The 22727-nt window shown below is 45.7% G+C and carries 23 protein-coding genes, 1 tRNA gene and 1 pseudogene; 13 read left to right on the top strand and 12 right to left on the bottom strand.

Translation table 11 applies throughout. From position 1 onward, the window contains the following. Nucleotides 1-45: 45 nt before the first annotated feature. The 3 genes from M5J74_RS14495 to M5J74_RS14485 all read right to left on the bottom strand — a co-directional run bounded on the left by M5J74_RS14495 (nucleotide 46) and on the right by M5J74_RS14485 (nucleotide 5356). Nucleotides 46-3249 carry an efflux RND transporter permease subunit gene (locus tag M5J74_RS14495; protein ID WP_106168334.1) on the bottom strand — a complete coding sequence of 1068 codons (3204 nt, stop codon included), beginning with the start codon at nucleotides 3247-3249 and terminating at the stop codon, nucleotides 46-48. 178 nt (nucleotides 3250-3427) lie between these two features. Next, nucleotides 3428-4759, bottom strand: coding sequence for an efflux RND transporter periplasmic adaptor subunit (locus M5J74_RS14490; RefSeq protein ID WP_015154791.1), 1332 nt, complete (start codon nucleotides 4757-4759; stop codon nucleotides 3428-3430). 291 nt (nucleotides 4760-5050) lie between these two features. Beyond that, entirely contained in the window at nucleotides 5051-5356 is a 306-nt protein-coding gene (locus M5J74_RS14485) for a helix-turn-helix transcriptional regulator (RefSeq protein ID WP_015154790.1), read from the bottom strand. Between the two features lie 557 nt (nucleotides 5357-5913). On the opposite strand from M5J74_RS14485, the gene M5J74_RS14480 reads away from it, so the two are divergent. Continuing rightward, the gene (locus M5J74_RS14480; protein WP_041463116.1) at nucleotides 5914-6507 is read left to right on the top strand and encodes a thylakoid membrane photosystem I accumulation factor; all 594 of its coding nucleotides are present in this window, start codon (nucleotides 5914-5916) and stop codon (nucleotides 6505-6507) included. A 24-nt stretch (nucleotides 6508-6531) separates the two neighbouring features. On the opposite strand, the gene M5J74_RS14475 is transcribed toward M5J74_RS14480, so the two are convergent. Then, nucleotides 6532-6753, bottom strand: a complete 222-nt coding sequence (locus tag M5J74_RS14475; protein WP_250017061.1) for a hypothetical protein — start codon at nucleotides 6751-6753, stop codon at nucleotides 6532-6534. Nucleotides 6754-6882: 129 nt separating this feature from the next. Here M5J74_RS14475 and M5J74_RS14470 point away from each other — a divergent pair, with 129 nt between their 5' ends. Beyond that, entirely contained in the window at nucleotides 6883-7491 is a 609-nt protein-coding gene (locus M5J74_RS14470) for a hypothetical protein (protein WP_106217363.1), read from the top strand. A gap of 47 nt (nucleotides 7492-7538) precedes the next feature. Here the strand turns inward: M5J74_RS14470 and M5J74_RS14465 are convergent, their stop codons facing one another. Then, nucleotides 7539-8312: an SDR family oxidoreductase gene (locus tag M5J74_RS14465; protein WP_015154787.1), complete on the bottom strand. Its 774-nt coding sequence runs from the start codon at nucleotides 8310-8312 to the stop codon at nucleotides 7539-7541. Nucleotides 8313-8419: 107 nt separating this feature from the next. After that, nucleotides 8420-9337, bottom strand: a complete 918-nt coding sequence (locus tag M5J74_RS14460; protein ID WP_199755596.1) for a nuclear transport factor 2 family protein — start codon at nucleotides 9335-9337, stop codon at nucleotides 8420-8422. 108 nt (nucleotides 9338-9445) lie between these two features. On the opposite strand from M5J74_RS14460, the gene murG reads away from it, so the two are divergent. Beyond that, nucleotides 9446-10519, top strand: coding sequence for an undecaprenyldiphospho-muramoylpentapeptide beta-N-acetylglucosaminyltransferase (gene murG, locus M5J74_RS14455; RefSeq protein ID WP_371933997.1), 1074 nt, complete (start codon nucleotides 9446-9448; stop codon nucleotides 10517-10519). 138 nt (nucleotides 10520-10657) lie between these two features. Beyond that, nucleotides 10658-11260 (top strand): Uma2 family endonuclease, encoded by a 603-nt coding sequence (locus M5J74_RS14450; protein WP_106217365.1) that lies wholly within the window; start codon nucleotides 10658-10660, stop codon nucleotides 11258-11260. On the opposite strand, the gene M5J74_RS14445 is transcribed toward M5J74_RS14450, so the two are convergent. The 4 genes from M5J74_RS14445 to M5J74_RS14430 all read right to left on the bottom strand — a co-directional run bounded on the left by M5J74_RS14445 (nucleotide 11257) and on the right by M5J74_RS14430 (nucleotide 13657). Beyond that, nucleotides 11257-12144 (bottom strand): sugar kinase, encoded by an 888-nt coding sequence (locus tag M5J74_RS14445; protein ID WP_250017057.1) that lies wholly within the window; start codon nucleotides 12142-12144, stop codon nucleotides 11257-11259. The genes M5J74_RS14450 and M5J74_RS14445 overlap by 4 nt on opposite strands. 23 nt (nucleotides 12145-12167) lie before the next feature. Beyond that, nucleotides 12168-12518, bottom strand: coding sequence for a type II toxin-antitoxin system PemK/MazF family toxin (locus M5J74_RS14440; RefSeq protein WP_106167472.1), 351 nt, complete (start codon nucleotides 12516-12518; stop codon nucleotides 12168-12170). Next, entirely contained in the window at nucleotides 12515-12787 is a 273-nt protein-coding gene (locus M5J74_RS14435) for a ribbon-helix-helix domain-containing protein (RefSeq protein WP_015154781.1), read from the bottom strand. Before M5J74_RS14435 ends, M5J74_RS14440 begins: the two co-directional genes overlap by 4 nt. Nucleotides 12788-12850: 63 nt before the next feature. Continuing rightward, nucleotides 12851-13657 carry a pantothenate kinase gene (locus M5J74_RS14430; protein ID WP_250017055.1) on the bottom strand — a complete coding sequence of 269 codons (807 nt, stop codon included), beginning with the start codon at nucleotides 13655-13657 and terminating at the stop codon, nucleotides 12851-12853. Between the two features lie 150 nt (nucleotides 13658-13807). On the opposite strand from M5J74_RS14430, the gene M5J74_RS14425 reads away from it, so the two are divergent. From M5J74_RS14425 to M5J74_RS14405, 4 genes and pseudogenes are all read left to right on the top strand, one after another. Further along, nucleotides 13808-15529 (top strand): diflavin flavoprotein, encoded by a 1722-nt coding sequence (locus M5J74_RS14425; RefSeq protein ID WP_106217367.1) that lies wholly within the window; start codon nucleotides 13808-13810, stop codon nucleotides 15527-15529. A gap of 37 nt (nucleotides 15530-15566) precedes the next feature. Next, nucleotides 15567-15959 carry a hypothetical protein gene (locus M5J74_RS14420; RefSeq protein ID WP_015154778.1) on the top strand — a complete coding sequence of 131 codons (393 nt, stop codon included), beginning with the start codon at nucleotides 15567-15569 and terminating at the stop codon, nucleotides 15957-15959. Then, nucleotides 15952-16629, top strand: a complete 678-nt coding sequence (locus M5J74_RS14415; RefSeq protein ID WP_250017053.1) for a hypothetical protein — start codon at nucleotides 15952-15954, stop codon at nucleotides 16627-16629. Before M5J74_RS14420 ends, M5J74_RS14415 begins: the two co-directional genes overlap by 8 nt. A gap of 17 nt (nucleotides 16630-16646) precedes the next feature. Beyond that, a pseudogene (locus tag M5J74_RS14405) lies at nucleotides 16647-18355 on the top strand (diflavin flavoprotein). 36 nt (nucleotides 18356-18391) lie between these two features. On the opposite strand, the gene M5J74_RS14400 reads toward M5J74_RS14405, so the two are convergent. Further along, a complete protein-coding gene (locus M5J74_RS14400; RefSeq protein ID WP_106167477.1) occupies nucleotides 18392-19438 on the bottom strand; it encodes a fatty acid desaturase in 1047 nt (348 codons plus the stop codon). A gap of 228 nt (nucleotides 19439-19666) precedes the next feature. Continuing rightward, a complete protein-coding gene (locus tag M5J74_RS14395) occupies nucleotides 19667-20215 on the bottom strand; it encodes a phycobiliprotein lyase (protein WP_015154774.1) in 549 nt (182 codons plus the stop codon). A gap of 343 nt (nucleotides 20216-20558) precedes the next feature. Between M5J74_RS14395 and rplS the strand changes: the two genes are divergently transcribed. From rplS to rplK, 5 genes are all read left to right on the top strand, one after another. Beyond that, the gene (gene rplS / locus M5J74_RS14390; protein ID WP_039716820.1) at nucleotides 20559-20921 is read left to right on the top strand and encodes a 50S ribosomal protein L19; all 363 of its coding nucleotides are present in this window, start codon (nucleotides 20559-20561) and stop codon (nucleotides 20919-20921) included. Between the two features lie 112 nt (nucleotides 20922-21033). Then, nucleotides 21034-21106, top strand: a tRNA-Trp gene (locus M5J74_RS14385). A 224-nt stretch (nucleotides 21107-21330) separates the two neighbouring features. Then, a complete protein-coding gene (secE, locus tag M5J74_RS14380) occupies nucleotides 21331-21549 on the top strand; it encodes a preprotein translocase subunit SecE (RefSeq protein ID WP_015154772.1) in 219 nt (72 codons plus the stop codon). Continuing rightward, the gene (gene nusG / locus M5J74_RS14375; RefSeq protein ID WP_015154771.1) at nucleotides 21549-22190 is read left to right on the top strand and encodes a transcription termination/antitermination protein NusG; all 642 of its coding nucleotides are present in this window, start codon (nucleotides 21549-21551) and stop codon (nucleotides 22188-22190) included. Before secE ends, nusG begins: the two co-directional genes overlap by 1 nt. A gap of 9 nt (nucleotides 22191-22199) precedes the next feature. Beyond that, nucleotides 22200-22625: a 50S ribosomal protein L11 gene (gene rplK, locus M5J74_RS14370; RefSeq protein WP_015154770.1), complete on the top strand. Its 426-nt coding sequence runs from the start codon at nucleotides 22200-22202 to the stop codon at nucleotides 22623-22625. The last annotated feature ends 102 nt before the right edge of the window (nucleotides 22626-22727 follow it).

Genomic DNA, 22727 nt, shown 5'->3' with positions numbered 1-22727 from the left:
CAGCTGTGCGCCCCTACAAATTTTGCGTATTAATCGATCGCAAATTTATCGGCTTTCAGAAGCGACTCTGACATCTGTATCGCTGGGTTCCAACTGCTGGGGTGGCTGAGGTGGACGACGAGATTGAAAGCGATCGCGCAAATTACTGATAACAATGTACAGTACTGGCACGACAAACAAACTCAAGAACGTTGCCACAAACATGCCGCCAAATACTGCCGTACCAAGTGCTTGACGACTTTTTGCCCCCGCACCCACGGCAATGACTAAGGGGAAAATCCCTAATAAGGTCGAAAGAGCCGTCATCAAAATTGGTCGCAAGCGTTCCTGGGATGCTTGAATCGCTGCTTGCGTAATTGACAGTCCGCGATCGCGCAATTGGTTGGCAAATTCTACAATCAGAATTGAGTTTTTACTTGCCAATCCGATCAACATCACCAAACCAACCTGACAGTAAACATCATTCGGTAAACCCCGCAGATTCTGAGCTAACAACGCTCCGAAAATTGCTAGGGGAACCGCCAGCATGATGATCAATGGATCGACGTAATTCTCGTATTGTGCTGCTAGGACTAAGAATACGAAGACCAAGCCTAAAGCAAAGATAATCGGTGCTTGACCACCTGATTCTGTCTCGTCTAAGGAAATCCCCGACCACTCATAACCCATGCTAGCTGGGAGAATTTCCGCTGATAGTTTTGCCATCGCGTCCATTGCTTGTCCGGTACTAAAACCAGGAGCCGCAGAACCGTTAAGTTCGATCGAGCGGAAGAGGTTATAGTGTGTAATTGACTGCGCTCCAGTAGTCGGGGTGACTTTTACCAAGTTGCTCAGCGGAATCATCTGCCGCTGGTCGGGATCGGTTTGATTCGATCGCACGTATAATTTACCAATATCCTCTGGATTCGAGCGAAACTGCTTGTCGGCTTGGACGTACACCCGATAAGTCCGCCGTTGTAGGTTGAAATCGTTGACGTAGCGCGAACCCATGTATGTTTGCAGAGTATTTAAAATTTCGTCTACATCGACTTGTAAGGCTTTGGCTTTGTTGCGATCGATCTCGATCTCCATTTGCGGCGCATTTGCCCCAAAAGTACTAAAGACAGCTGACAATCCAGGGGTTTGATTTCCACGTTGCATCAGTTGTTGCATTACGCCGACAAGATCGTTGAGAGGAAGATTTCCCTGACGGTCTTGCAGTTGATATTGGAAACCGCTGACGCTACCCAAACCGCGAATTGCGGGCGGATTTACAGGTAGAATTCTAGCTTCAGGAAATTGGGAAACAACACCGCGCATCCGATTAATCAGAGCTTCTGCCGATTGATTTGCCCCTGGACGTTCGCCCCAAGGTATGAGCGGGGTAAAAATTGCTCCCCTGTTAGCGGTGTTACCCGTACCACCAATACCGAAACCACCAACGGCAAAAGTTGCTTTGACTTCGGGTAATTTCAGATATTCAGTTTCGATTTTCCGCATCACGTCGCTGGTGTAGTTCAGCGAAGCTCCTTCGGGTCCTTGAATTAGGGTGATGAAATAACCTTGGTCTTCATCGGGTAAAAATCCGGTGGGGACGATTTGATACAACCATGCCGTTAGTCCTAAGAAGACGACAAATATTCCCAAAACAATCGGTTTGATCCGCGTTAGGAAACTGAGCGATCGCTCGTACTTGTGGCGCGTCCAATCGAGGAAGCGATTAAACTTACCAAATACCCAAGCTATAGGACCCCGTGCAGGTGGTTTTTGTCGCAGCAACAAGCCTGCGAGTGAGGGCGTAAGGGTCAGCGCCAAGAAGGTAGAAATTGTAATTGAAAAGGCGATCGTCAGCGCAAATTGCCGATAAATTTGTCCTGTGGCTCCTGGGAAAAAGGCGACGGGGACAAACACCGCCATCAATACCAAGGAAGTTGCAATCACTGCCCCAAACAATTCGTGCATCGCCTCTGATGCTGCTTGACGCGGTGGCATTCCCTCATCTTGAATCAAGCGAGAGATATCTTCCACAACAACGATCGCATCGTCTACTACCATCCCTGTAGCAAGGGTTAAACCGAACAACGTCAAAGAGTTAATCGAGAAATTGAACGCTTTAACAAAAGCAAACGTGCCGATCAAAGCTAGAGGAATTGTCACAACCGGAATCAAAGTCGTGCGCCAGTCCTGCAAGAACAGGTAAATCACCGCAATTACCAGCGCCACAGACATGAGCAGGGTAATAATGACTTCTTTGAGGGACTCTTCTACAAATAAGGTCGTGTCATAGGCTACCTGATATTCCATCCCTGGCGGAAATTGTTGAGATAGCCGTTCCATTTCGGCTTTAACATTTCGTGCCACCTCCAAATCGTTGCTACCTGGAATCGGAAAGATCCCGATCCCTACCGCCTCTTGACCCCGATACCGCAGGAACGAACTGTAGTTTTGCGCCCCCAATTCTACCCGTCCTACATCGCTCAATTTAATCAGGGTTCCGTCTGGTGCGGTCGAGATTACCATGTCTTCAAACTGAGACACGTCAACAAGTCTACCCACAGCCCGCAAGTCAATTTGATATTGCTGCCCGTCTTCTGTAGGCGGCTGACCGATTTGCCCCGCGCCTACTTGCAAGTTTTGTTCTTCGACGGCATCGACAACATCTTGTGCTGCTAAATTGCGGCTGGCGAGTTTATCGGGATCTAGCCACAGGCGCATAGCATAGCGACGTTCGCCAAAAATCCGCGCCTCGCTCACGCCCTTGACTCGTTGCAAGGCATCGACCATATAAAGATCGACGTAGTTGCTCAAGAACACGTTGTCATACTGCTTGTTAGGCGAGAATATACCCATGCCCAACAGCAGGTTGTTGGTCTGCTTTGTCACCGTCACGCCGACTTGACGCACTTCTTGCGGCAACTGCGGTTCGGCGATCGAAACGCGGTTTTGCACGTCTACAGCAGCAATATCGAGATCCCGTCCTGCTTCAAACGTGACTGTAATCGTACTCGTACCGTCGTTGGCGCTACTGGAGTTGATGTATCTCATCCCATCAACGCCGTTAATTTCTCGTTCTAGTACTGTCGTTACTGTATCTTCTACGACTTCTGCACTTGCCCCAACATAGTTAGCAGTGACTTGCACTTGGGGCGGCGCAATTTCAGGATATTGAGCGGCGGGCAGGGTAGGAATGCTAATCGCTCCTACCAGTAAAATAATAATGGCGCAGACGCTCGTAAAAACTGGTCGCTTGATAAAAAAGTCAACAAACATGAGGGAGTAGGGAGTAGGGTAGTTGTAGAGGCAGGTTTACCAAGCGGCTTTGCTACTAGCAAAGATTTCAGGTGAACCCGCCCGTACAGGAGTAGGGAGTGGTTCATAGTTCATAGCTAATAGTTGATTGCTATTAACCATTGACCAATAACTATTGACCATTGACTCCCTTGTCTCTTTAAGATTCAGGGGCGATCGGTGCGCCGTCTCTGAGGTTGAGCAGTCCTGAAGTAATAATTCGCTCTCCGGGTTTTAATCCTTCGAGAACCTGGTAATTGTTACCTTGAATGCTGCCTAATTTCACGGGTTTTTGCCGTGCTATCAGCTGTGGTTGTCCCGATTGTGCCTGTTGAGACTGTTGTTGTGGTGCTGATTCTGCTACATAGACGAAGTTTTGACCGCCAATCCGGTTAATTGCCGTTGTGGGAACGAGAATGCCTTGGCGTTGATTCCAAATGACTCTCGCTCTTACATATTGGTCGGCACGCAGTTGATTTTGGGAATTTTCAAATAGAGATTTGACGAGTACGGATTGGGTATTAGTAGCGGTGTTAGGGGCAATGAAAAAGACCTTGCTCGTCCCTACACGCTTGCCTTGTCCGTCAAGCAGCTCGACTGGCATTCCCTGGCGTAGTTCTGGTCCCCGTTCGATGGGTACGGAGATATTGACTTCTAGGGGTTGGTTCTCGGTAACGCTTGTGAGTTGGGTTGATGTGTTGACAAAATCCCCCTCTTTGACCGGAATTCGCCCCACTGTACCCGCAAAGGGTGCGGTAATCGTGTAGTATTTCAGTTGCGCTTCCTGTCCTTGGGTATTCGCTCTTGCTTCTGCCAAGGCTTTTTCCTGTTGAGCTACGGTAGCTTTCTGAGCGGCAATGCGTTTGTCGATCGCATTGAGTTCGGCTTTTGCCGTAGCGATTCTATTGGTATAATCGTCCGCAACCGATCGCGCTACCGCTCCTTGGTCGGCAAGGTCAGAATATCTCTTGTATTCTTTCTCGTTGAATCTGACATTCGACAAGTTAGAAAGGCGTTCTGCTTGCAAGGAACTCAGGGTTGCTTCGGCATTTGCCACTTCTGCTTCGGCAGCTGCGATCGCGGCGCTAGAACTCCTGACGGCTGCTTGTTGTTCTTCTGGATCGATCTGAATTAGGTTCGCTCCTCGATTGACGCGATCGCCTGGACGAACGAAAATACGAGAGACTTGCCCTTGAATTCTCGGCTGTAAAGTCACGGATCGTCGCGATTCTAAATTGGCAATATACTCGCTACTTTCGCTGACTGCTCCTGATTCTAGGGTGGCTAGCCTCACCTTAGTTGGCGGTTGCTGCTGTGCGGCTGAATTGGCGTTTTGATTTTTGGGTGCGAGTAAATACCATAGTCCAACTCCGCCACCAATGGCGATTAGACCGACCAATAACCACATCCACGGCTTGCGTTTACCTGGGGGTTTGTCTTGGACTTGTTTTCTCTCATCCGTAGCGGATGCTTTAGGTTCTGATGATTCCATATTGAATAGAAAGCTTGCTAAATAAAAGTTTTGACTAACGAAGAGTCAGGAATTCTCTAAAGAGAATTGTAATTTTGGCTTATTGCCTCACCTTTGTGTAATAATTCATCGGTCAATACCAAACTCTACAGTTATCAGTTACATGTAACGTCTGTACAAAGAAGTTGTCAGTTAGCGGTTTGATTACTTAAGTAGTGACTCCTGTAATAACGGTGAAAGTTATATTCGTAATAGGTTTAAATTCCCTTCTATACGCGATCGAGATTATTGGTTGTCTCCAATTCAAGTCACTTAAATTCGTTCCGGCGATTTTTGTTGAATGTTTATTGTCAAAAGTTGCTGTAACTGAGTAATATAAATTGACAAAACTTCCGCACGAAAACTGTAATAACAGTATTGCCCTGCACGCCTAGTTTCGATCAAACCGACTTTAACTAACTCCTTAATGTGATGAGAAACTGTTGCTTGCGATACAGGAAACTGCTCGACTATTTCTCGGCAAGATAGCTCATCATGGGTAGCGATCGCTGTTAGAATTTCCAATCGTCGTGGCTCTGCTAGAGCTTTTGCCACTTGCTGAAATTGGGCTGCGTCCATTTGAAATATTTCCTAGTTACTCAACCAATCGACGCAACCTAATACATAGTTTCAATAACATAGCCTTAATCACTATGCCTGAATAACTATAGCTTCAATAACTCACAGTTTTAATACCTATAGTTTCAGTAACACAGTTTCAGTAACTATGTATAAATAACCCTGTCTAAATAACTATGTCGTTTATATATTGATATACATCGATTAACTGCTCCTGTCAACCGCTAGCACCCAGATTGAACGAACGATCGCGAATCTACACCTTTTTCAGATTTTTGCGACTTCAAACCTCCAATTTCTATTGCTATGACAGAATTTTTAGCTCCTGCTTCTCCTTATATAGATTAAATCAAAATTACCGATTCTGATTTCCGACTTAAGATAGATGTAGTTAACAAAATTAACATCAATTCTCTCACTACACCCCACACCCCACACCCCACACCTCACACCCGCATCAACACGCACCACTCTCTTACCGTCAACCAACAACCAACAGCAAAAAAATAGTCTAATGGTAGATGTGGACTATTGGCTCAAATCTAAGGTTTGCTGCAATGAATTTTTTTCAGCTCCAGTCACCTCCAAACGCGACACGTCGATGGAGACGATTGTTGACTAAGTTGTTATTACTATTCGTCGTATTTTCGTACTGCCTGGGAATACCCTCTGCCCTAGCAGGAATCAACGACGACAATTATGAAGGGAACGTTTTTGTGTTGTATGGTGGAAATGCCTCACTAGTACCACCAAAAACAACGTTAGAAAAATCTATGGCAGCAAGCGATCGCGCCACGCTGCTAGTGTTGTACTTAGACGATTGCAGCGATTGTAAGCAGTATGCTTCAGCAGTATCGCGGATGCAAGCCTTCTATGGTCGGGCAACAGATATCATTCCTGTCAATGTAGACACCATTTTACCGGAATTGACCTACAAGCCCACCGAACCTGGCTACTACTACAAGGGTGCAGTTCCGCAAGTTATTGTATTCGACAAAGCGGGTAAAGTCGTCCTGAATGAAACAGGGCAAGTTCCTTACGAACGAGTAGATGACACCCTGCGAGAAGTATTTGACTTATTACCCCGTACCGAATCATCTGAGTTGAAACGCCGCTCTTTCAATGAATTTAGTTCTGAAGTGACGGAATAGGAGCGAGGAGTGAGGAGCAAGGAGTCAGGGAAAGAGAGTGGTGCGTGGTGCGCTCAGGAAAGGGTTTAGGGTGTGGGGTGTAGGGTGTGGGGATTTTGGATATTGAATTGATTTTCTCCTTTGCTTCCTTGTCCCCCTTGTCCCCCTTGTCCCCCTTGTCCCCTTGTCCCCCTTGTCCCCCTTGTCCCCTTGTCCCCCTTGTCCCCCTTGTCCCCCTTGTCCTTTACCTCGCCCCTCGCTCCTCACTCCTCACTCCTCAAAATGTATTGCAGATGCGCAGACAAAAGGACAATTTTTAGGCAAAATGATCGGCAATAGCCCCAACTAGTCACTGGTTCCACTAGCCACCAGCCACCAGCCACTAGCCACTAGTTAATGACAAAAGCGTACACTACACAGGAGCTAATTGAGATTTTGGCAGCCGAACGCCAAGCCTGTCTCCAGGGACAAAGGCTCAACTTGGCGGCGCAACCTTCGGGTAATATTGCGATCGACAAGTATCTCAAACCCGAAGGCTTGCAAAAATTTACTGCCTATCAAGACTTCAAGGCAGCAGTACATCGTTACCAAATCGAACATGGCGTATCTGGCATTGTCTGGCGACAGATGACGGTTAAAGGTAAAACAATCGCATATCCTGAAGTTGATGCCCACTTAATCGCCGTACCTGAAGATTTGGAAATCTTGAAGGAGCATAGATCCGCGATCGCCGAGTTTTGGCAAGAAGTCACGGCAGGAATGGATATTTACCTGAGTATCAATCACGGCAAAGGCTACCGACAGATTACGCCAGTTGATGTCGAAAGAATTATGCACCGAACCCAATGGGCGACCCTGTGGAAATCAGAAAATATAAATTTTCTCGAAATTATTCTGCAACTGGGTTGGGGTCAACCCCAAGAAGCAGCCTACAAACGCGGCTGGCCCGATTCTGGTAGCGAGTACATTCATGCTGTGAATCCTGGGAATCGACCGATTTGTTGATAGTACGCTGGTTGTAGAGACGTTCCATGGAACGTCTCTACAACTCCCTAACCCCTTCGATTAAACAAAGTCGAACTCGACTGATCCACGGGCATCATCAAAACTTCGCTGATATTCACGTGGGGCGATCGCGTGACGCAGAAGAAAATGACATCGGCTACGTCTTCTGGCGTGAGGGGTTTGAGTCCCTGATACACTTGATTTCCTCGTTCGGTATCGCCGTGAAATCGAACTTGGCTGAATTCCGTCTCTACCATCCCAGGATCGACGGATGTAACCCGCACGGGAGTCCCCAGTAAGTCTTGTTTTAAGCCTTCAGAAATTGCTTTGACGGCGGCTTTAGTAGCACAATAGACATTACCGTTAGGATAAGTTTGATGTCCTGCGATCGAGCCGAGGTTGACAACATGTCCCCGTCCGCGACTTACCATTCCTGGGACGATCGCACGGGTAAAGTAAAGTAACCCTTTGATATTGGTATCGATCATTTCTTCCCAATCTTGGTAACTGCCTTGATAGAGCTTGTCTAAACCGCGACTCAGACCAGCATTGTTAATTAAAACGTCGATCGCGGAGAATTCAGACGGCAACTGAGCTAAAGCCGATTCTATACTGGTGCGATCGCGCACGTCCAACTGCATAGTATGTATATCGCTGGCAAATTCTTTATTAAGATCGTCTGCCAATTGTGCTAATCGTTCTTGACGACGGGCTACTAAGATTAACTTAGCACCAGCTTGGGCAAATATTTGCGCTGTCGCTTCACCAATGCCACTACTTGCACCCGTAATTAATACAATCTGATGTCGGACTGAAACCATACTCCTTTCTGAAAAGTCAAAAGTCAAAAGTTAAAAGTCAAAACTTAGGAGCCAGGAGTCAGGAGCAGTTTTTCTTCCTCAGTTCCCTCAGCTCCCTCAGCTCTCTTCTATGGCTTCTGCGCCGCAGGTGGATTTTTGCCGACTACATTAAGGCGCTGAGTTACCAGTGTCATGCCATCGCCTCGGATGAGTACGGCAGAAACCCAGTAGCGATCGGGTTTGATGGGAGCGCGACCGATTTTAAATAGTCCGCCGGATGAGAGTAACTCTAGATCCACCCGCGCCGGATTTGCAAAATTATCGGGTCTAATTGGTTCTTCGATCGCCGCACCGAGGAGATAATCGTCGCCTAATGGTTCTCGCACGACTGCATCAAAGTTATATTGCTGCCCGGGTTTTACCTGCTGCGGTAGTTTGACTTCTACCGTTGGCGGTTTGTCTCCAGTTTTAATTTGACTTTGCTCGGAAAGAATTTCCTGCTGTACGATTTGACCGTTCTCGTACCTCTGTTTAGATCTAATGGTGGCATCGAGTAGCGTATTACCAACCGCTTGCGGCTGCGTGCCAGTAATCTTAGTCACCGTCTCTGCGATCGTAGCCCTGCCTTGAGGTTGCCACGAGAGCAGTTGCGTCTGATACTTGAGCTGCGGGTAACTCTTCCATAGGGCAGTTAAAGCTTGTGTCATGCTTTGGCGCGTTAAGCCATCGGAATGAGTGAAATTGGGACTATAAAACTTTAATACCTCATTAATGTTGCGTTGGTTGGCAGCCGCATCAATTTGCGCAATTATGTTTGTCAGTTCTGCGGGTGCGTTGAGCGGTACTGGTGGCTGAGGCTGAGGCGCATTAGTGGGGGTGGATGCTGGCGGGGTTTGTACTGGAGCTTGGGCAACGGTACGGTTGCTTGAGACTATGACAGAGAGTGCTAGCAGTACTGGAACTAACAAGCAAGCAGACAGAGAATTCAAGATTTTACCCATTGGCGATCGCCTAAATATTTCCCGATTGAGCAAGTTAGCTGTCATGACAATTCGCAATTTGCAATTTGCAATTCGCACTTTATGACCAATGACCGAAAACAACATCATTTGCTCTATCTTAGGTTAACCTGTGTCTTGACTTGGTAGAAGGGAATGGGGGATGCACGGATGCGACTATTGATTGCAGCAAGTGGCACTGGCGGACATTTGTTTCCGGCGATCGCCACTGCGGAACAGTTATCAGATTACCAGATTGAGTGGTTGGGGGTTCCGAATCGATTAGAGACTCAATTAGTTCCATCCCAATATCGCTTGCATACTATCGATGTAGAAGGCATTCAGCAACGCTTGGGGCTGGGTACGGTAAAAATTTTAACTAAACTGGCTCTTGCTATTTTTCAGGCGCGAAAGTTGCTAAAACAGGGGCAGTTTCAGGGGGTGTTAACAACGGGTGGATATATTGCGGCTCCAGCAGTTATTGCAGCGCGATCGCTTGGTTTACCCGTTATTTTGCACGAATCGAATGCTATTCCCGGCAAAGTGACTCGCTTTTTAAGTCGTTGGTGTAGTGTTGTGGCGATTGGGTTTGAACCAGCAGCAAAATACTTATCTGGAGCCAAAACCATCTTTACAGGTACGCCCGTGCGATCGCAGTTTCAAGTAGAGGCACTAGATACGCTACCACCTCTAGATTTAGCTATCCCTGAGAACGTACCGCTGATTTTAATTGTCGGTGGTAGTCAGGGAGCGGTAGCTGTCAACAAGTTAGTGCGGCAATCTGCTACGGCTTGGTTTGAGGCTGGAGCGTGGGTGGTACATCAGACGGGGAGTAACGATCCTGACGTGGAAAGTTTGAAACATCCGCAGTATATTGCACTGCCTTTTTATGACAATATGGCGCGGCTGTTGCATCGGGCAAGTTTAGTTATTGCCAGAGCTGGAGCTGGTACGGTAACGGAATTAGCGATCGCCCGCAAGCCAGCGGTTTTTATTCCCCTACCAACAGCAGCGGAAGATCATCAATATTACAACGCTCAAGTTTTAGTGGCAGCGGGAGCGGCTTTAGTCTTTCGTCAACCAGAATTAACACCGGAAATCTTAACCAAAGAAGTTTTAAGTTTGTTGCATTCACCTGAAAAGTTAGCTCAAATGGGAAAAAAAGCAGGCGCGATCGCAGTAGTTGATAGTGCTGAAAGATTGGCACAGTTAGTCCGCGAAATAGTGTAGTAGGGGCGGGTTTACCAACTATCTCTGCTGCAATCTGAGATCTTCCTAAACCCGCCCTCCGATATTTTGTACAACCTACCAAGTTAAACTATCGGTAGAATTTGTGATTTCCAGTTGTAATTTGAGATTGAGGAAACTATGCAAATAACCGAACGCTACTACACCCAAGATGAGTACTTAGCTTTAGAAGAGATAGCTAAATTCAAGAGCGAATATATAAACGGTGAAATTCTTCCAATGGTAGGCGGAACGACAAATCACAATCGGCTAGCACTAAATCTTAGTACTGGACTAAATTTTGCTTTCAGACAGCAAGACTACGAAGTTTTTATGGGTGACGTGCGTTTGTGGATCCCTGATAAGAACATTTACACCTATCCCGATGTCATGATAATTGCCGGAAAGCCAGAGTATTACAATAATCGTAACGATACAGTGACTAATCCAATTGTCATTGCCGAAATTTTATCTAAGTCTACCCAAAGTCGCGACCGTCAAGCAAAATTCGAGGATTATAAAACTATTGCTTCTTTCCAAGAATACATATTAATCGACCAAACCAAAATTAATGTCATGCAGTATGTGAAGACGGGAAGAAAGCGTTGGGAAATTCGAGAATATGATATAGAAGATGAAATGATTGCCTTACACTCTGTTCTCTTTCAAATCTCTCTAGAAGATTTATATAACAAAGTTGACTTTGAGGCAGAGCAGTTAGAGGAAGCTAATCCCGATAGTTAATTTCTCCCAGTTTGCATCCATTGACGAGAACCGAAAGACTGACAAGACCGAGCAGCAATTTTTGCCGCAGCTCCTAAAGCTTCAATAAAATTGTGCTGAAGAATGTAATGACAAAAAGCCCCGTGAAAAATATCTCCTGCACCGAGAGTATCTACAGGTTTAATTTGAGGAATTTCTAGAGATTTGATTTTTCCCTCATCTAAAAACTGAATTGGTTGTTCTCCCTGAGTAATCGCAATATGAGGAATTTCTATTTGGGAAAGATAGGCAAAGACTTCCTCCATGTTGTGACAATTGGGAGGGCGAAAGTTAGCAGAACAGATAATGTAGTCTGCAAAAGACAGAACTTTTTCAAATCCAGGTTTCCAACTACCACCATCAACAACAACAGGAATATTATTAGCTTTAGCAAGTTGGGCGATCGCTTCTCCTACTAACATTTGATGTCCGTCAATTAAAACTATATCTACACCTTGTAAAATATTGTTTGGGATAAATTCAGGTGTCACTTGGTTTTTGACAGCATTAATAGAAACTACTGCCCGTTCCCCCGTCTCTTGGGAGACAATAATTGACGAGACAGGCGGCGGTTCAGTTTGACTGGGTGCTAAATCTGCGATCGCCACTCCATAAGTTGCTAAATCTGCTCGAACTAGCTGAGTAATCGGGTGGCTTCCTACTATTCCTAACAAAGTAGCCTGATTCCCCAAATAACTAAATGTGACGGCAGCATTAGTAGCAGGACCCCCAGCTGCAACAACATAATCGGATGCAACAATTTTCTGATTGTTAGTTGGTGGGGATGGAGCTAAATAAACAAAATCTAGGGTGACTAGACCAACAAATAGCCCGCGAACACTTTTAACTTCGCTTCGATTTATCATGAGCTATAAACTCTAGCTTTTACTTAATCTTGCCCTAGCAAATCTAAAGCAATTAACAATGCTTGGTTTAATTGCAACATTGCCTGATGCGAGAGCATTCCTCGTAAGCGCAAAAGACGAGCTTTAGATAAAACGCGCACCTGGTCTGCCATAGCAATAGAATCTTTACTCAATCCCCCATCTGATGCACGAATTAAAACTTGAGTCGGATAAACTCGCTTATCTGGCTGATAAGTAGTGCAAGGAACGGCTAAAATTACAGGACTATAGGCATTAATTGCATCGCGACTAACAATGATGATGGGTCGAGTTCCTCCTTGTTCAGAACCTTCAACGGGTTCGAGGCGGGCATCATAGACTTCTCCCCGTTTCACACCTGAGAAGCCCCTAGACTTAAAGCTTCCCAGCTAGCAGGAGCAAACTCAGCTTCCATTCTTAGCACTTCTGCTTGATAGTCTGGGTCTTGTGCCATCTCAGCTAGGGCTGCATCAATCTCTGCTCGTTGTAGTGTTGCCAGTTCGTGTCGCAAAGCTTGAGCTACAAACTCATTACGGCTCTTGGCTTTCCCTTCGCTAACCATTCTATCGGCGGCTTCTAGAAGCTCAGAAGGTAGAGTGAGAGTGGTACGTACCGTCCGTTCCATGTCTTTTATGGTGGCTAAATTGATGTCGCAAGTGGCATCATTTTTAGCTTAGCTCAAAAACAATTACTGGAAACTTTGCAGATACGATCGCATTCCCCAAAATGTTAGGTTTGGTTCATACATAATTTTTCGATCTGTGAATTCAGGATGGAGCGATCGCAGATATTCCAGTAGCAACTTACCATCGCCTCCTTTAAAACAAATCTGACTATCGGGAAATTTTTCCCACCAAGCCGTAACAAAATCGCGAATGCTGGCAATTAGCGTGTAGATAACTCCACTTTGGATTGCTTCTGAGGTATTCATCGCCCAGCGTTCGGGTAAAAAAAGAATTTCGGGAGTTGTTATTGATGGCAAATTAGCCGTTTTTTGCCCTAAAGACTGCAACTGTAGGCTCAATCCTGGTAATATTGCCCCACCAACCAAACAGCGATCGCCATCTGCACCTGTAAAAGTTAATGCAGTCCCTGCATCAATAACTAAGACGGGAAAACCGAAAGTTTCTCCAGCTCCCAACACAGCTAAAGCGCGATCGATCCCTAGTGTGGAGTAAATTCCTGAAAGGGGAATTTTATCTAGCGAAATTACGTGTGCTTCTGGGTATGCTTGCCACAGCGCTGTCTGACTAGGAACAACAGAAGCAATGTAGATGGGTAAGAGGCGAGAGGCGAGAGGCAAGAGACGAGAGGTATTTAAGTCAGGAGACAGAATTTCTTGGGGAAGATCGGCAAAAGTCTTACACTGAGCTAGCTGTTGCTCAATCAACCTAGAAAGATGGGGAGTATCCCAAGTCACTTGGATCTCTTCGCCTGCAAACCAAGCCCAATGCAACCGAGAATTGCCAATTTCCAAACCCAGCCAAGCTTCCATCTCAGTTATCAGTTAATTCCGACTTACGACTTACGATTTACTTTTAGCTTTTTTAACTCACTGATAATTTATTTAATAAAGCTTTACAAGTAAGACGTGAGAGAATGAAGATAAGGAAATAATACTTAAAAATTATAGGGGAGAGGACTAATGGTAGTACTCGCCGATAGAAAGCAAAATCGCCTGACAATCCAGACAAGTGAAATTGCTGCCAATACCACAGCAATTCGATCGCTCGACTGGGATCGCGATCGCTTTGACATTGAATACGGTCTGCAAAACGGTACAACGTATAACTCATTCATCATTCAGGGCGAACGAACTGCCTTAGTTGATGCTTCCCACGAAAAATTTCGCCATCTGTATTTAGATAGCCTCAAAGATCTCATTGACCTTTCACAGCTAGATTACATCATTATCAGCCACACCGAGCCAGACCATAGCGGCTTGGTTAAAGACGTGCTGCAACTCGCACCCAACGCCACGGTTGTCGGCTCCAAAGTTGCCTTGCAGTTTCTTGAGGACATGGTACACCAACCATTCCAACGCCAAATCGTCAAAAATGGCGATCGCCTCGATTTAGGCAACGGACACGAACTGGAATTTGTCAGCGCGCCTAATTTGCATTGGCCCGATACTATTTTTACCTACGATCGCGCCACCCAAATTCTCTACACCTGCGATGCTTTTGGGTTGCATTACTGCGACGAGCGCATGTTTGATGAAGATTTAACCGCGATCGAAGCCGATTTTCAATACTACTACGAGTGTTTGATGGCTCCTAATGCCCGTTCTGTGATCTCTGCGATGAAACGGATGGGTGAATTAGGGAAAGTCAACATCATTGGTACTGGTCACGGACCTTTACTCTCTCACAATGTTGCGGAACTCACCGGACGCTACCGTAGTTGGAGCCAAAATCAAGCTAAGACAGAAACCACCGTCGCCCTGTTTTACACTCCAGACTATGGCTATAGCGATCGCCTTGCAGCTTTTATCTCCCACGGGATAGATAAAACGGGTGTTGCTGTAGAGATGGTCGATATGAGGACAACCGACCAGCAAGAAGTGCAAGAAATTGTCGGTCGCAGCGCCGGAGTTATCATTGGGATGCCTCCCAGCAGCCTCAGCGATCCCGCCCACGATACTCTCAGTTCGATTTTGGCAGCTGTCAAAGCCAAGCAAGTCTTTGGTCTATTTGAATCTGGGGGTGGCGACGACGAACCGATTTATCCACTGCAAAATAAGTTTCGTAACTTGGGCTTGACTCCAGCTTTTGGTATCATTCGGATTCAAGATACCCCGACAGAGAATACATACCAGCAGTGCGAAGAATCGGGAACGGACTTGGGGCAGTTACTGACGCGCGATCGCAGTATTAAACAGTTAAAAGCCTTCGCCGCCGACTTAGAAAAAGCCCTGGGAAGAATCAGCAGCGGACTTTACATTATTACTACCCAAAAAGGCGAACTCTCTGGGGCGATGTTAGCTTCTTGGGTTGCCCAGGCTAGTTTTCAACCCTTGGGAGTCACGATCGCAGTGGCAAAAGACCGGGCGATCGAGTCTTTGATGCAGGTCGGCGATCGATTCGTCTTGAATGTCTTGGAAGAAGGTAACTACCAAGCCCTGATGAAGCACTTCCTCAAGCGCTTTCCCCCTGGCGCTGACCGCTTTGCTGGAGTCAAAACCCAAATGGCAACGAATGGTTCTCCTATTCTTACCGATGCCCTTGCTTATATGGAATGCGAAGTCGCTAGCCGGATGGAGTGCAATGACCACTGGATCGTCTACTGTACGGTTTATGCAGGTCGCGTCTCCAAACCAGAATCTATCACCGCCGTTCACCATCGGAAATTAGGAAATTCTTACTAGAATTGGGGTTGCTGTTGTATTAATTCAAGATAAGAAAATGTCAGAAGAAGAGGGACTGGAGAAAACATCTGCTCAGTTACCATCTGCTTCTGACGCTTCTGCCGAGCCTACAGCCCTTTCCCAAGTAGAGCAACGCATAGCTAAAGCAAATTCTCCTCAAGAAGCCTTGTTTTGGACTCAAATACGGGGAGAAATCATCAAACAAAATGAAGTTATTAAGGAAGGTAAACAGGGGCGTTTCATACAGAACATACAGATATGGCGACGAATAGGTGTTTCTGTTGCTGCTCTTACAATAGGTTTAGTGCTATTCATTAATGGCTCGACTGAAGCAGGGTTGCTAGTACTGGGAGCATTTCTGTACGAACTTGCACCAGACTTAGTAAAAGAAACATTTTCAGGCAGAGACAAAGGAAAAGAAGATGATTAGTAGACCTGCACAAATTGAAGGGTTTCGCAGCATAATCGCAGGATTAATTCTTGCCTTTGTTACAGCTTATCTGCTTTTTGTGGTTGGAAAAAATGAGACAACATCTGGAACAGACCAAGTGTTGCTAATTATCTCAGGTATGACTACAGTTGCTGCCTTATCTGCTTTCGAGCGGTTTATAGGAAGAGAACGAAAAATGAATTCATCTTTAGATGAAATCTTGTTTGACGAAGTTGATATTAGCAAAAGCATTGTAGACATAGAAACAAGTGAATCAAGTATTAGTCAAAAAGGCAAAGTTGCGGTTTCTCAATCCTTGCCTTGGGATGTAAGCATAAATCAATTAATCGGGATAGATAATTCATTAGCATTAGCAAAATTAAGACTTGAATTAGAAAGAGAACTCAGACGAATTGCTTACGAACATGGTATCGATATTTCAACACGTCCAATAGGTATTGTAGGCATGGCTGAAGAGCTTGTTGCCAAAGAAATTCTCTCGCCCGATTCGTTAGTACTGTTGATGAAAACTAACAGCACTTGCAATAGAGTAATACATCGTGGCTCCAAAATATCTGATGCAGCTACTAAGTCAGTGGTTAAAACTGGTGTTGTAATTTTAGATTATTTGCTTTCGGTGACAGCAGAAGAGAAATCAAGTGACTCCTAATTTAAATGCATTAAACCATGCTAGAAACAAAACCCCGCGACGTTCAAGTTCTACCCATCGGGATCGATACAACTATAGTGCGATCGCGCAGTTGGGCGCGGCTACGCTTTGAAATTGAGTACGCCCTTGCTAAAGGCACGACGGCAAATTCCTATTTTATTCAAGGCGATAAAACTGCCTTGATTGACCCTCCCGGCGAAACTTTTAGCCAAATCTATCTCGAAGCTTTACAGCAGCGCTTCGACCTCAAAAGTTTAGATTACGTCATCTTAGGACACGTCAACCCCAACCGCGCCGCTACTCTCAAAGCCTTGTTAGAAGTTGCCCCCAAATTACTTTTGTCTGTTCTAATCCTGGGGCGAAAAATTTGCGTACCACGATGGAAAGTGAAGATTTATCCATTTTGGTGATGCGAGGAGATGAAACCTTAGATTTGGGCAGAGGGCATCTTTTACAATTTATTCCTACTCCCAATCCTCGCTACCCCGACCACCTTTGTACTTACGATCCGCAAACCGAAATTCTCTACACCGATAAACTATTTGGCGCACATCTGTGCGGCGAACAAGTATTTGATGAAGGCTGGGAAATTTTTAACGAAGACCGTCGCTATTATTTCGATTGTGTCATGGCTCCCCATGCACGACAAGTAGAAACGGCGCTGGAAAAACTTGCCGAATTACCCGTGAGAATGTATGGCGTAGGTCACGGTCCCATCGTTCGCTATGGATTGATCGAACTCACCCAAGCTTATCGTCAGTGGAGCAAACAGCAAACCTCTCAGGATATAACCGTAGCCTTGCTCTATGCCTCAGCTTATGGTAGTACTGCAACACTAGCACAGGCGATCGCCCGTGGAATTACTAAAGCTGGAGTCGCCGTAGAATCGATCAACTGCGAATTTGCCGAACCCGACGAGATCCGCACCGCTGTAGAAAAAGCTGCTGGGATTGTCATCGGTTCCCCCACCCTTGGCGGACACGCACCAACTCCAATTCAAACCGCTTTAGGGATCATTCTCTCTACCTCTAGCAGCAACAGACTTGCAGGGGTTTTTGGTTCCTTTGGCTGGAGTGGAGAAGCAATAGAATTAATTGAAGGTAAACTCAAAGACGCTGGTTATCGATTTGGATTTGACCCGATCCGCGTCAAATTCAAACCTACTGATGTCACTTTGCAACTATGTGAAGAAACAGGTACGGATTTTGCCCAAAGTGTCAAACGGGCGAAAAAAGTCAGAATCGCACGTCAACCAGCTAGCAATGTAGAACAAGCTGTAGGACGAATTGTCGGTTCTCTATGCGTCGTCACCACTAAAAAGCACGAAGAAATTTCTAGTGCGATGCTAGCTTCTTGGGTATCTCAAGCCACATTCAATCCGCCAGGACTCACTGTAGCTGTGGCTAAAGACCGTGCAATTGAATCGATGCTGCATAGCGGCGATAAATTGGTTTTAAATGTCTTGGCAGAAGGAAGACAATTACGCAAGCACTTTATGAAATCCTTTGCCCCAGGCGAGGATAGATTTGCCAATGTTGCTACGGAAACATCTGAAAACGGCTGTCCCATTCTCACTGATGCTTTAGCATATCTCGAATGTACGGTTAATAATCGGATGGAGGCTGGCGATCACTGGATTGTCTACGCGATCGTCGATAACGGAAAAGTCCTCAACCCCGATGGTGTCACCGCCGTCCATCACCGTAAATCAGGGAATCATTATTAAAAAAGTAGAGACGTTACATGTAACGTCTCTACTTTTTTAATCCTTCAATTCCTTGGGAGACTGATAATAAACAACTCCGCCTGTATCTGAGACGAAATAGCAAGATTTATAGGATTGCCATAAAGCCCGCAATATGGAAACCTGAGACTTGCGATAGTAATTTCCCAAGATTGGTTTAATTGCTTCCGTCGCGGTGCGCAGGTGGTAGTGTGGCATATTCAGAAATATGTGATGTGCCACGTGAGTCCCAATATCGTGATGGATGGGATTAATCCAGCCGTAATCGCGATCGATTGTTGATAAAGCCCCTCTTAAGAAATACCATTCCTCACCTCGATACCAAGGAATATCCGGTTCTGTGTGGTGTAAGAATGTTACCAAGTCCAGCCACATCACAAAAATGACGTATGGTACTAGGTAATATTTCAGCAAGAACATCCAGCCATATAGGTAAGTCAGTCCACCTAAGAAAGCTATCATCAATCCACAGCAGATCGTACTCGTAATCACATCCCACTTTTCGGAAGGACGAAAAAGATTGCTGCTAGGTAAGAAATGCGAACCCTGTTTTCCAGGCGATCGCTTAAATAAATAGAGTGGATACAAGAACAAAATTAGTTGAAAGCGTAGTAGTTTTTCATACCAAGCCATCTGTCGATATGTGGCTTCCGTCACCGGATACCAGCTTTCATCTGTATCGATATTGCCAGTGTTATTGTGATGGGTTCTGTGACTGATCCGCCAACCGTGGAAAGGGACGAGAATTGGCGTGTGTGCCAAATGCCCGACTAAGTTATTCAACCACTTATACTTAGAAAACGAGCGATGTCCGCAATCATGTCCAACCACAAATAAAGCCCAAAACATGGTTCCTTGCATCACCCAAAAAATGGGAAAGAACCACCAAGAGTCGATTGCACTAGCCACTACGTAGAGAAGGCTAATAATACCTATATCTAAAAAGAAGTAGGCAAGCGATCGCCAAGTAGATGGTTGAAAGCACTCGGCAGGGATTGCAGCTTTCAGTTCTGCCAGCGTGAAGGGAAGGCTTGCCCGATCTTGGCTAGTTTCCTTGCTTCCCAGATTTTCTACACTACTAACAAGCTCGAATGGCACAGAGTTTTTTAGTTTTAAACAGCGAACATTATTGTAATGCCAAAATGTAACGAAATTTGAATAAATCTCTGATAATAACGAATTTTTATCGAGAATATCAATTTGATTTTATTGTCAATGCGATCGCGGTGACACATAACACACATGTAGGGGCGCACAGCTGTGCGCCCCTACGACAATTCTATGGTAGAAACGTTATTCCACCCGCTTTTCCAAATATTGACCGATCATCTGTTGTTCCCCTGCACGGGAAATAATCGTCTGGCGCGTACGATACTTATCGCCAATTAGTTTTAACTGTTCCTCAAAGACTGAGCCATTATACTCAGTTCGCAGACACATGGTTTCCGATTCTAGAAAGTAATATTCAGCTGTTACAGGTTTAGTCGTGGCAAAACCGCGATCGCGATATAAAGTAGAACCTGCAACTCCAAACATTGTTGCACCTTTTGACTGCTTCTTCTGTGACACCGAATCCCGGCTTTCCCAACTTACTTCTGCACCACAAGTTAAGATACCTGGATCGCTCAATTGATGTAATTCTGCTAATTTTCTTAACTCATCGCACCCTGGTTCTAAAAACCTGATGGTAATGTAGCTGACCATTTCCTTAGTTTCGCCATCAGGTAACGTATAGTATCGTCGTTGCGATCGCCATTCACCCGCCGACTTGCGAAAGAACTCAGCAACTTTCTGGGATGCCGATGCTTCATCAACTTGAGCCAATCTTAATTGTGATGTCACGGTTAGCAAGTCCTTACATACTATGTATTCATCTTGCGCATCTTAGTCCCCCTACTTGGGGATGTTCCAGAAAGCAAGATCTTGTTAATATTTTTAACGATTGACTATATATTAAGTCAAAATTCTCAAATTTGACATCTTGTAGATGAATTAACTCTTCAGAGTGACTTCGCACCAGAGCTTACCAAGAAGGCGGTTGAGTGGTTGTAATTGTTGACACAATTAGGGAATTCGGCAGTCGGAAGCATCTAGCCACCAGCCACTAGTCACTAGTCACTGACACCCCCTAGACCGATCGATAAACATTGAGCTATGATTAACGATTGTGAGTTTTTTAAAAATGATGAACGCGCAAGAAATTATCCGCTCGATTGAAGCGGAGCAGTTGAAGTCGAATTTACCTGAGATCTATATCGGTGACACGGTAAAAGTCGGGGTAATTATTCAAGAAGGTGGCAAAGAACGTACTCAGCCTTATGAAGGCGTAGTTATTGCCATGCGTAACAGCGGCATTAACAAAACGATCACCGTGCGCCGCGTATTTCAGGGTGTAGGTGTAGAGCGAGTCTTTCTACTGCATTCGCCTCGAATTGATAGCGTTAAAGTTATGCGACGTGGTAAGGTACGACGTGCTAAGCTATACTACCTACGCGATCGCGTAGGGAAGGCAACTCGGATCAAGCAACGGTTCGATCGCGCCCTGTAATTGCAATTGGGTAACTGTTGCAAGTCACGCAAGAAAAATTACCCAATAGCAATCGCGAAGATCGCGCTTCAGGTCGCCAAATTGCGTTAGACTAGAATCCAGCCAAATTTGTGCGCTCTTAGTTCAGTTGGTAGAACGTCGGTCTCCAAAACCGGATGTCGGGGGTTCAAGTCCTCCAGGGCGCGCTCTCAATCAGGCAAATCCCTTACCCAAAAGCGCGATCGAATGCTAGCTATCGCCAGCAAAAGTAGAAGCTTTTGGGTAAAATTAGTTGGTGACGACCCAGATCTTAAATATATATAAGTTAGATCGGCTGGACTCGAACGAACTGCTCAGTCTGAACAAAACAGTCAAGCAGTGAGGGTTAAACCGCGATCGCTTCTATTATCAATTGAGGTGTAAAGCAACCGTGAGCAAGAAAAACGAAGCCGAGATCCAACAAAGCAGTGGATTTAGCGTCACCGACTTTTTAAAGGGAACTAAAGAGGAACTTGATAAAGTAGTTTGGCCCAGTCGCCAACAGCTAATCAGCGAATCTTTAGCCGTACTATCAATGGTGGCACTATCTGCCACAATGATTTACCTCATTGATGCGTTGTTTGCTTGGGCAGCAAGAAAGGTATTCTAATGACTTTTGCAACAGACGAGCCAGGTGACTCTCGCCGCGAAGAAGAGGCAAAACCAGCGATCGCGGACACAGCAGATCGCAAACCGCGTTGGTATGCCGTACAAGTCGCCTCTGGCTGTGAAAAGCGCGTGAAAGCAGACTTAGAGCGGCGGGCGCAGACATTCGACGTATCCGAGCGCATTTTTCAAGTAGAAATTCCGCAAAGTAAAGCCTTCAAAATCCGCAAAGATGGCAGTAGGCAAGAAACGGATGAAAAAGTGTTTCCTGGTTACGTGCTAGTCAAAATGGCAATGGACGATGAAACGTGGCAGGTAGTGAAAAATACCTCTCACGTCATTAACTTTGTCGGAGCCGAACAAAAGCGTGGTAGCGGTCGCGGTCGCGGTCACGTTAAACCCCTACCCCTCAGTCCCCCAGAAGTAGAAAGAATCTTTAAGCAAGCTCAGGAACAGGAGCCAGTAGTCAAAATCAATTTGGCGGCTGGAGATCGAATTATCGTGTTAACTGGTCCGTTTAAAGACTTTGAAGGCGAAGTGGTGGAAGTCAGTCCAGAACGGAGTAAGCTAAAAGCTTTACTCTCAATTTTCGGACGGGACACGCCCGTAGAATTGGAGTTCAATCAGGTTCAGAAACAAGGCTAGAACAGAGAAATGGCAAAGAAAGTAGTTGCGGTCATTAAGCTGGCATTGAATGCTGGTAAAGCTAACCCAGCACCGCCAGTCGGACCAGCGCTAGGTCAGCATGGCGTGAATATTATGATGTTCTGCAAAGAATACAACGCCAGAACCGCCGACCAAGCAGGAATGGTCATTCCCGTAGAAATTTCGGTGTTTGAAGACAGAAGTTTTACATTTGTCCTCAAAACTCCTCCTGCTTCCGTATTGATTCGTAAAGCAGCAGGGATCGAGCGCGGTTCCAACGAGCCAAATAAAAAGCGAGTTGGTTCGATTTCAACAGCTCAGTTGCGGGAAATCGCTCAAACGAAGCTACCAGACCTGAACGCTAATGATATCGATGCTGCGATGAAAATTGTGGCAGGAACGGCGAAAAACATGGGCGTAAACGTTACTGAGTAGTCATTCGTCATAGCCTTCGGCAAGGGCTATTCTTCGAGAAGCCACCCTTCGGGTGTCTACGCCCTAAGTCATTTGTCATTTGTAAGTGACAAAAGACCTCAA

This window comes from Chroococcidiopsis sp. CCNUC1 (assembly GCF_023546805.1).
Classification (GTDB): Bacteria; Cyanobacteriota; Cyanobacteriia; order Cyanobacteriales; family Chroococcidiopsidaceae; genus Chroococcidiopsis; species Chroococcidiopsis thermalis.
The sequence above is the reverse complement of the archived record's forward strand: the minus strand, read 5'-3'. Positions and strand labels throughout refer to the sequence as shown.

What these genes read in the sequence shown, in the direction of transcription:
- M5J74_RS14495 (WP_106168334.1), bottom strand. Translation starts at nt 3,249, where the DNA reads ATGTTTGTTGACTTTTTTATCAAGCGACCAGTTTTTACGAGCGTCTGC.
- M5J74_RS14490 (WP_015154791.1), bottom strand. Translation starts at nt 4,759, where the DNA reads ATGGAATCATCAGAACCTAAAGCATCCGCTACGGATGAGAGAAAACAA.
- M5J74_RS14485 (WP_015154790.1), bottom strand. Translation starts at nt 5,356, where the DNA reads ATGGACGCAGCCCAATTTCAGCAAGTGGCAAAAGCTCTAGCAGAGCCA.
- M5J74_RS14480 (WP_041463116.1), top strand. Translation starts at nt 5,914, where the DNA reads ATGAATTTTTTTCAGCTCCAGTCACCTCCAAACGCGACACGTCGATGG.
- M5J74_RS14470 (WP_106217363.1), top strand. Translation starts at nt 6,883, where the DNA reads ATGACAAAAGCGTACACTACACAGGAGCTAATTGAGATTTTGGCAGCC.
- M5J74_RS14465 (WP_015154787.1), bottom strand. Translation starts at nt 8,312, where the DNA reads ATGGTTTCAGTCCGACATCAGATTGTATTAATTACGGGTGCAAGTAGT.
- M5J74_RS14460 (WP_199755596.1), bottom strand. Translation starts at nt 9,337, where the DNA reads ATGACAGCTAACTTGCTCAATCGGGAAATATTTAGGCGATCGCCAATG.
- murG (WP_371933997.1), top strand. Translation starts at nt 9,446, where the DNA reads ATGGGGGATGCACGGATGCGACTATTGATTGCAGCAAGTGGCACTGGC.
- M5J74_RS14450 (WP_106217365.1), top strand. Translation starts at nt 10,658, where the DNA reads ATGCAAATAACCGAACGCTACTACACCCAAGATGAGTACTTAGCTTTA.
- M5J74_RS14445 (WP_250017057.1), bottom strand. Translation starts at nt 12,144, where the DNA reads ATGATAAATCGAAGCGAAGTTAAAAGTGTTCGCGGGCTATTTGTTGGT.
- M5J74_RS14435 (WP_015154781.1), bottom strand. Translation starts at nt 12,787, where the DNA reads ATGGAACGGACGGTACGTACCACTCTCACTCTACCTTCTGAGCTTCTA.
- M5J74_RS14430 (WP_250017055.1), bottom strand. Translation starts at nt 13,657, where the DNA reads ATGGAAGCTTGGCTGGGTTTGGAAATTGGCAATTCTCGGTTGCATTGG.
- M5J74_RS14425 (WP_106217367.1), top strand. Translation starts at nt 13,808, where the DNA reads ATGGTAGTACTCGCCGATAGAAAGCAAAATCGCCTGACAATCCAGACA.
- M5J74_RS14420 (WP_015154778.1), top strand. Translation starts at nt 15,567, where the DNA reads ATGTCAGAAGAAGAGGGACTGGAGAAAACATCTGCTCAGTTACCATCT.
- M5J74_RS14415 (WP_250017053.1), top strand. Translation starts at nt 15,952, where the DNA reads ATGATTAGTAGACCTGCACAAATTGAAGGGTTTCGCAGCATAATCGCA.
- rplS (WP_039716820.1), top strand. Translation starts at nt 20,559, where the DNA reads ATGAACGCGCAAGAAATTATCCGCTCGATTGAAGCGGAGCAGTTGAAG.
- nusG (WP_015154771.1), top strand. Translation starts at nt 21,549, where the DNA reads ATGACTTTTGCAACAGACGAGCCAGGTGACTCTCGCCGCGAAGAAGAG.
- rplK (WP_015154770.1), top strand. Translation starts at nt 22,200, where the DNA reads ATGGCAAAGAAAGTAGTTGCGGTCATTAAGCTGGCATTGAATGCTGGT.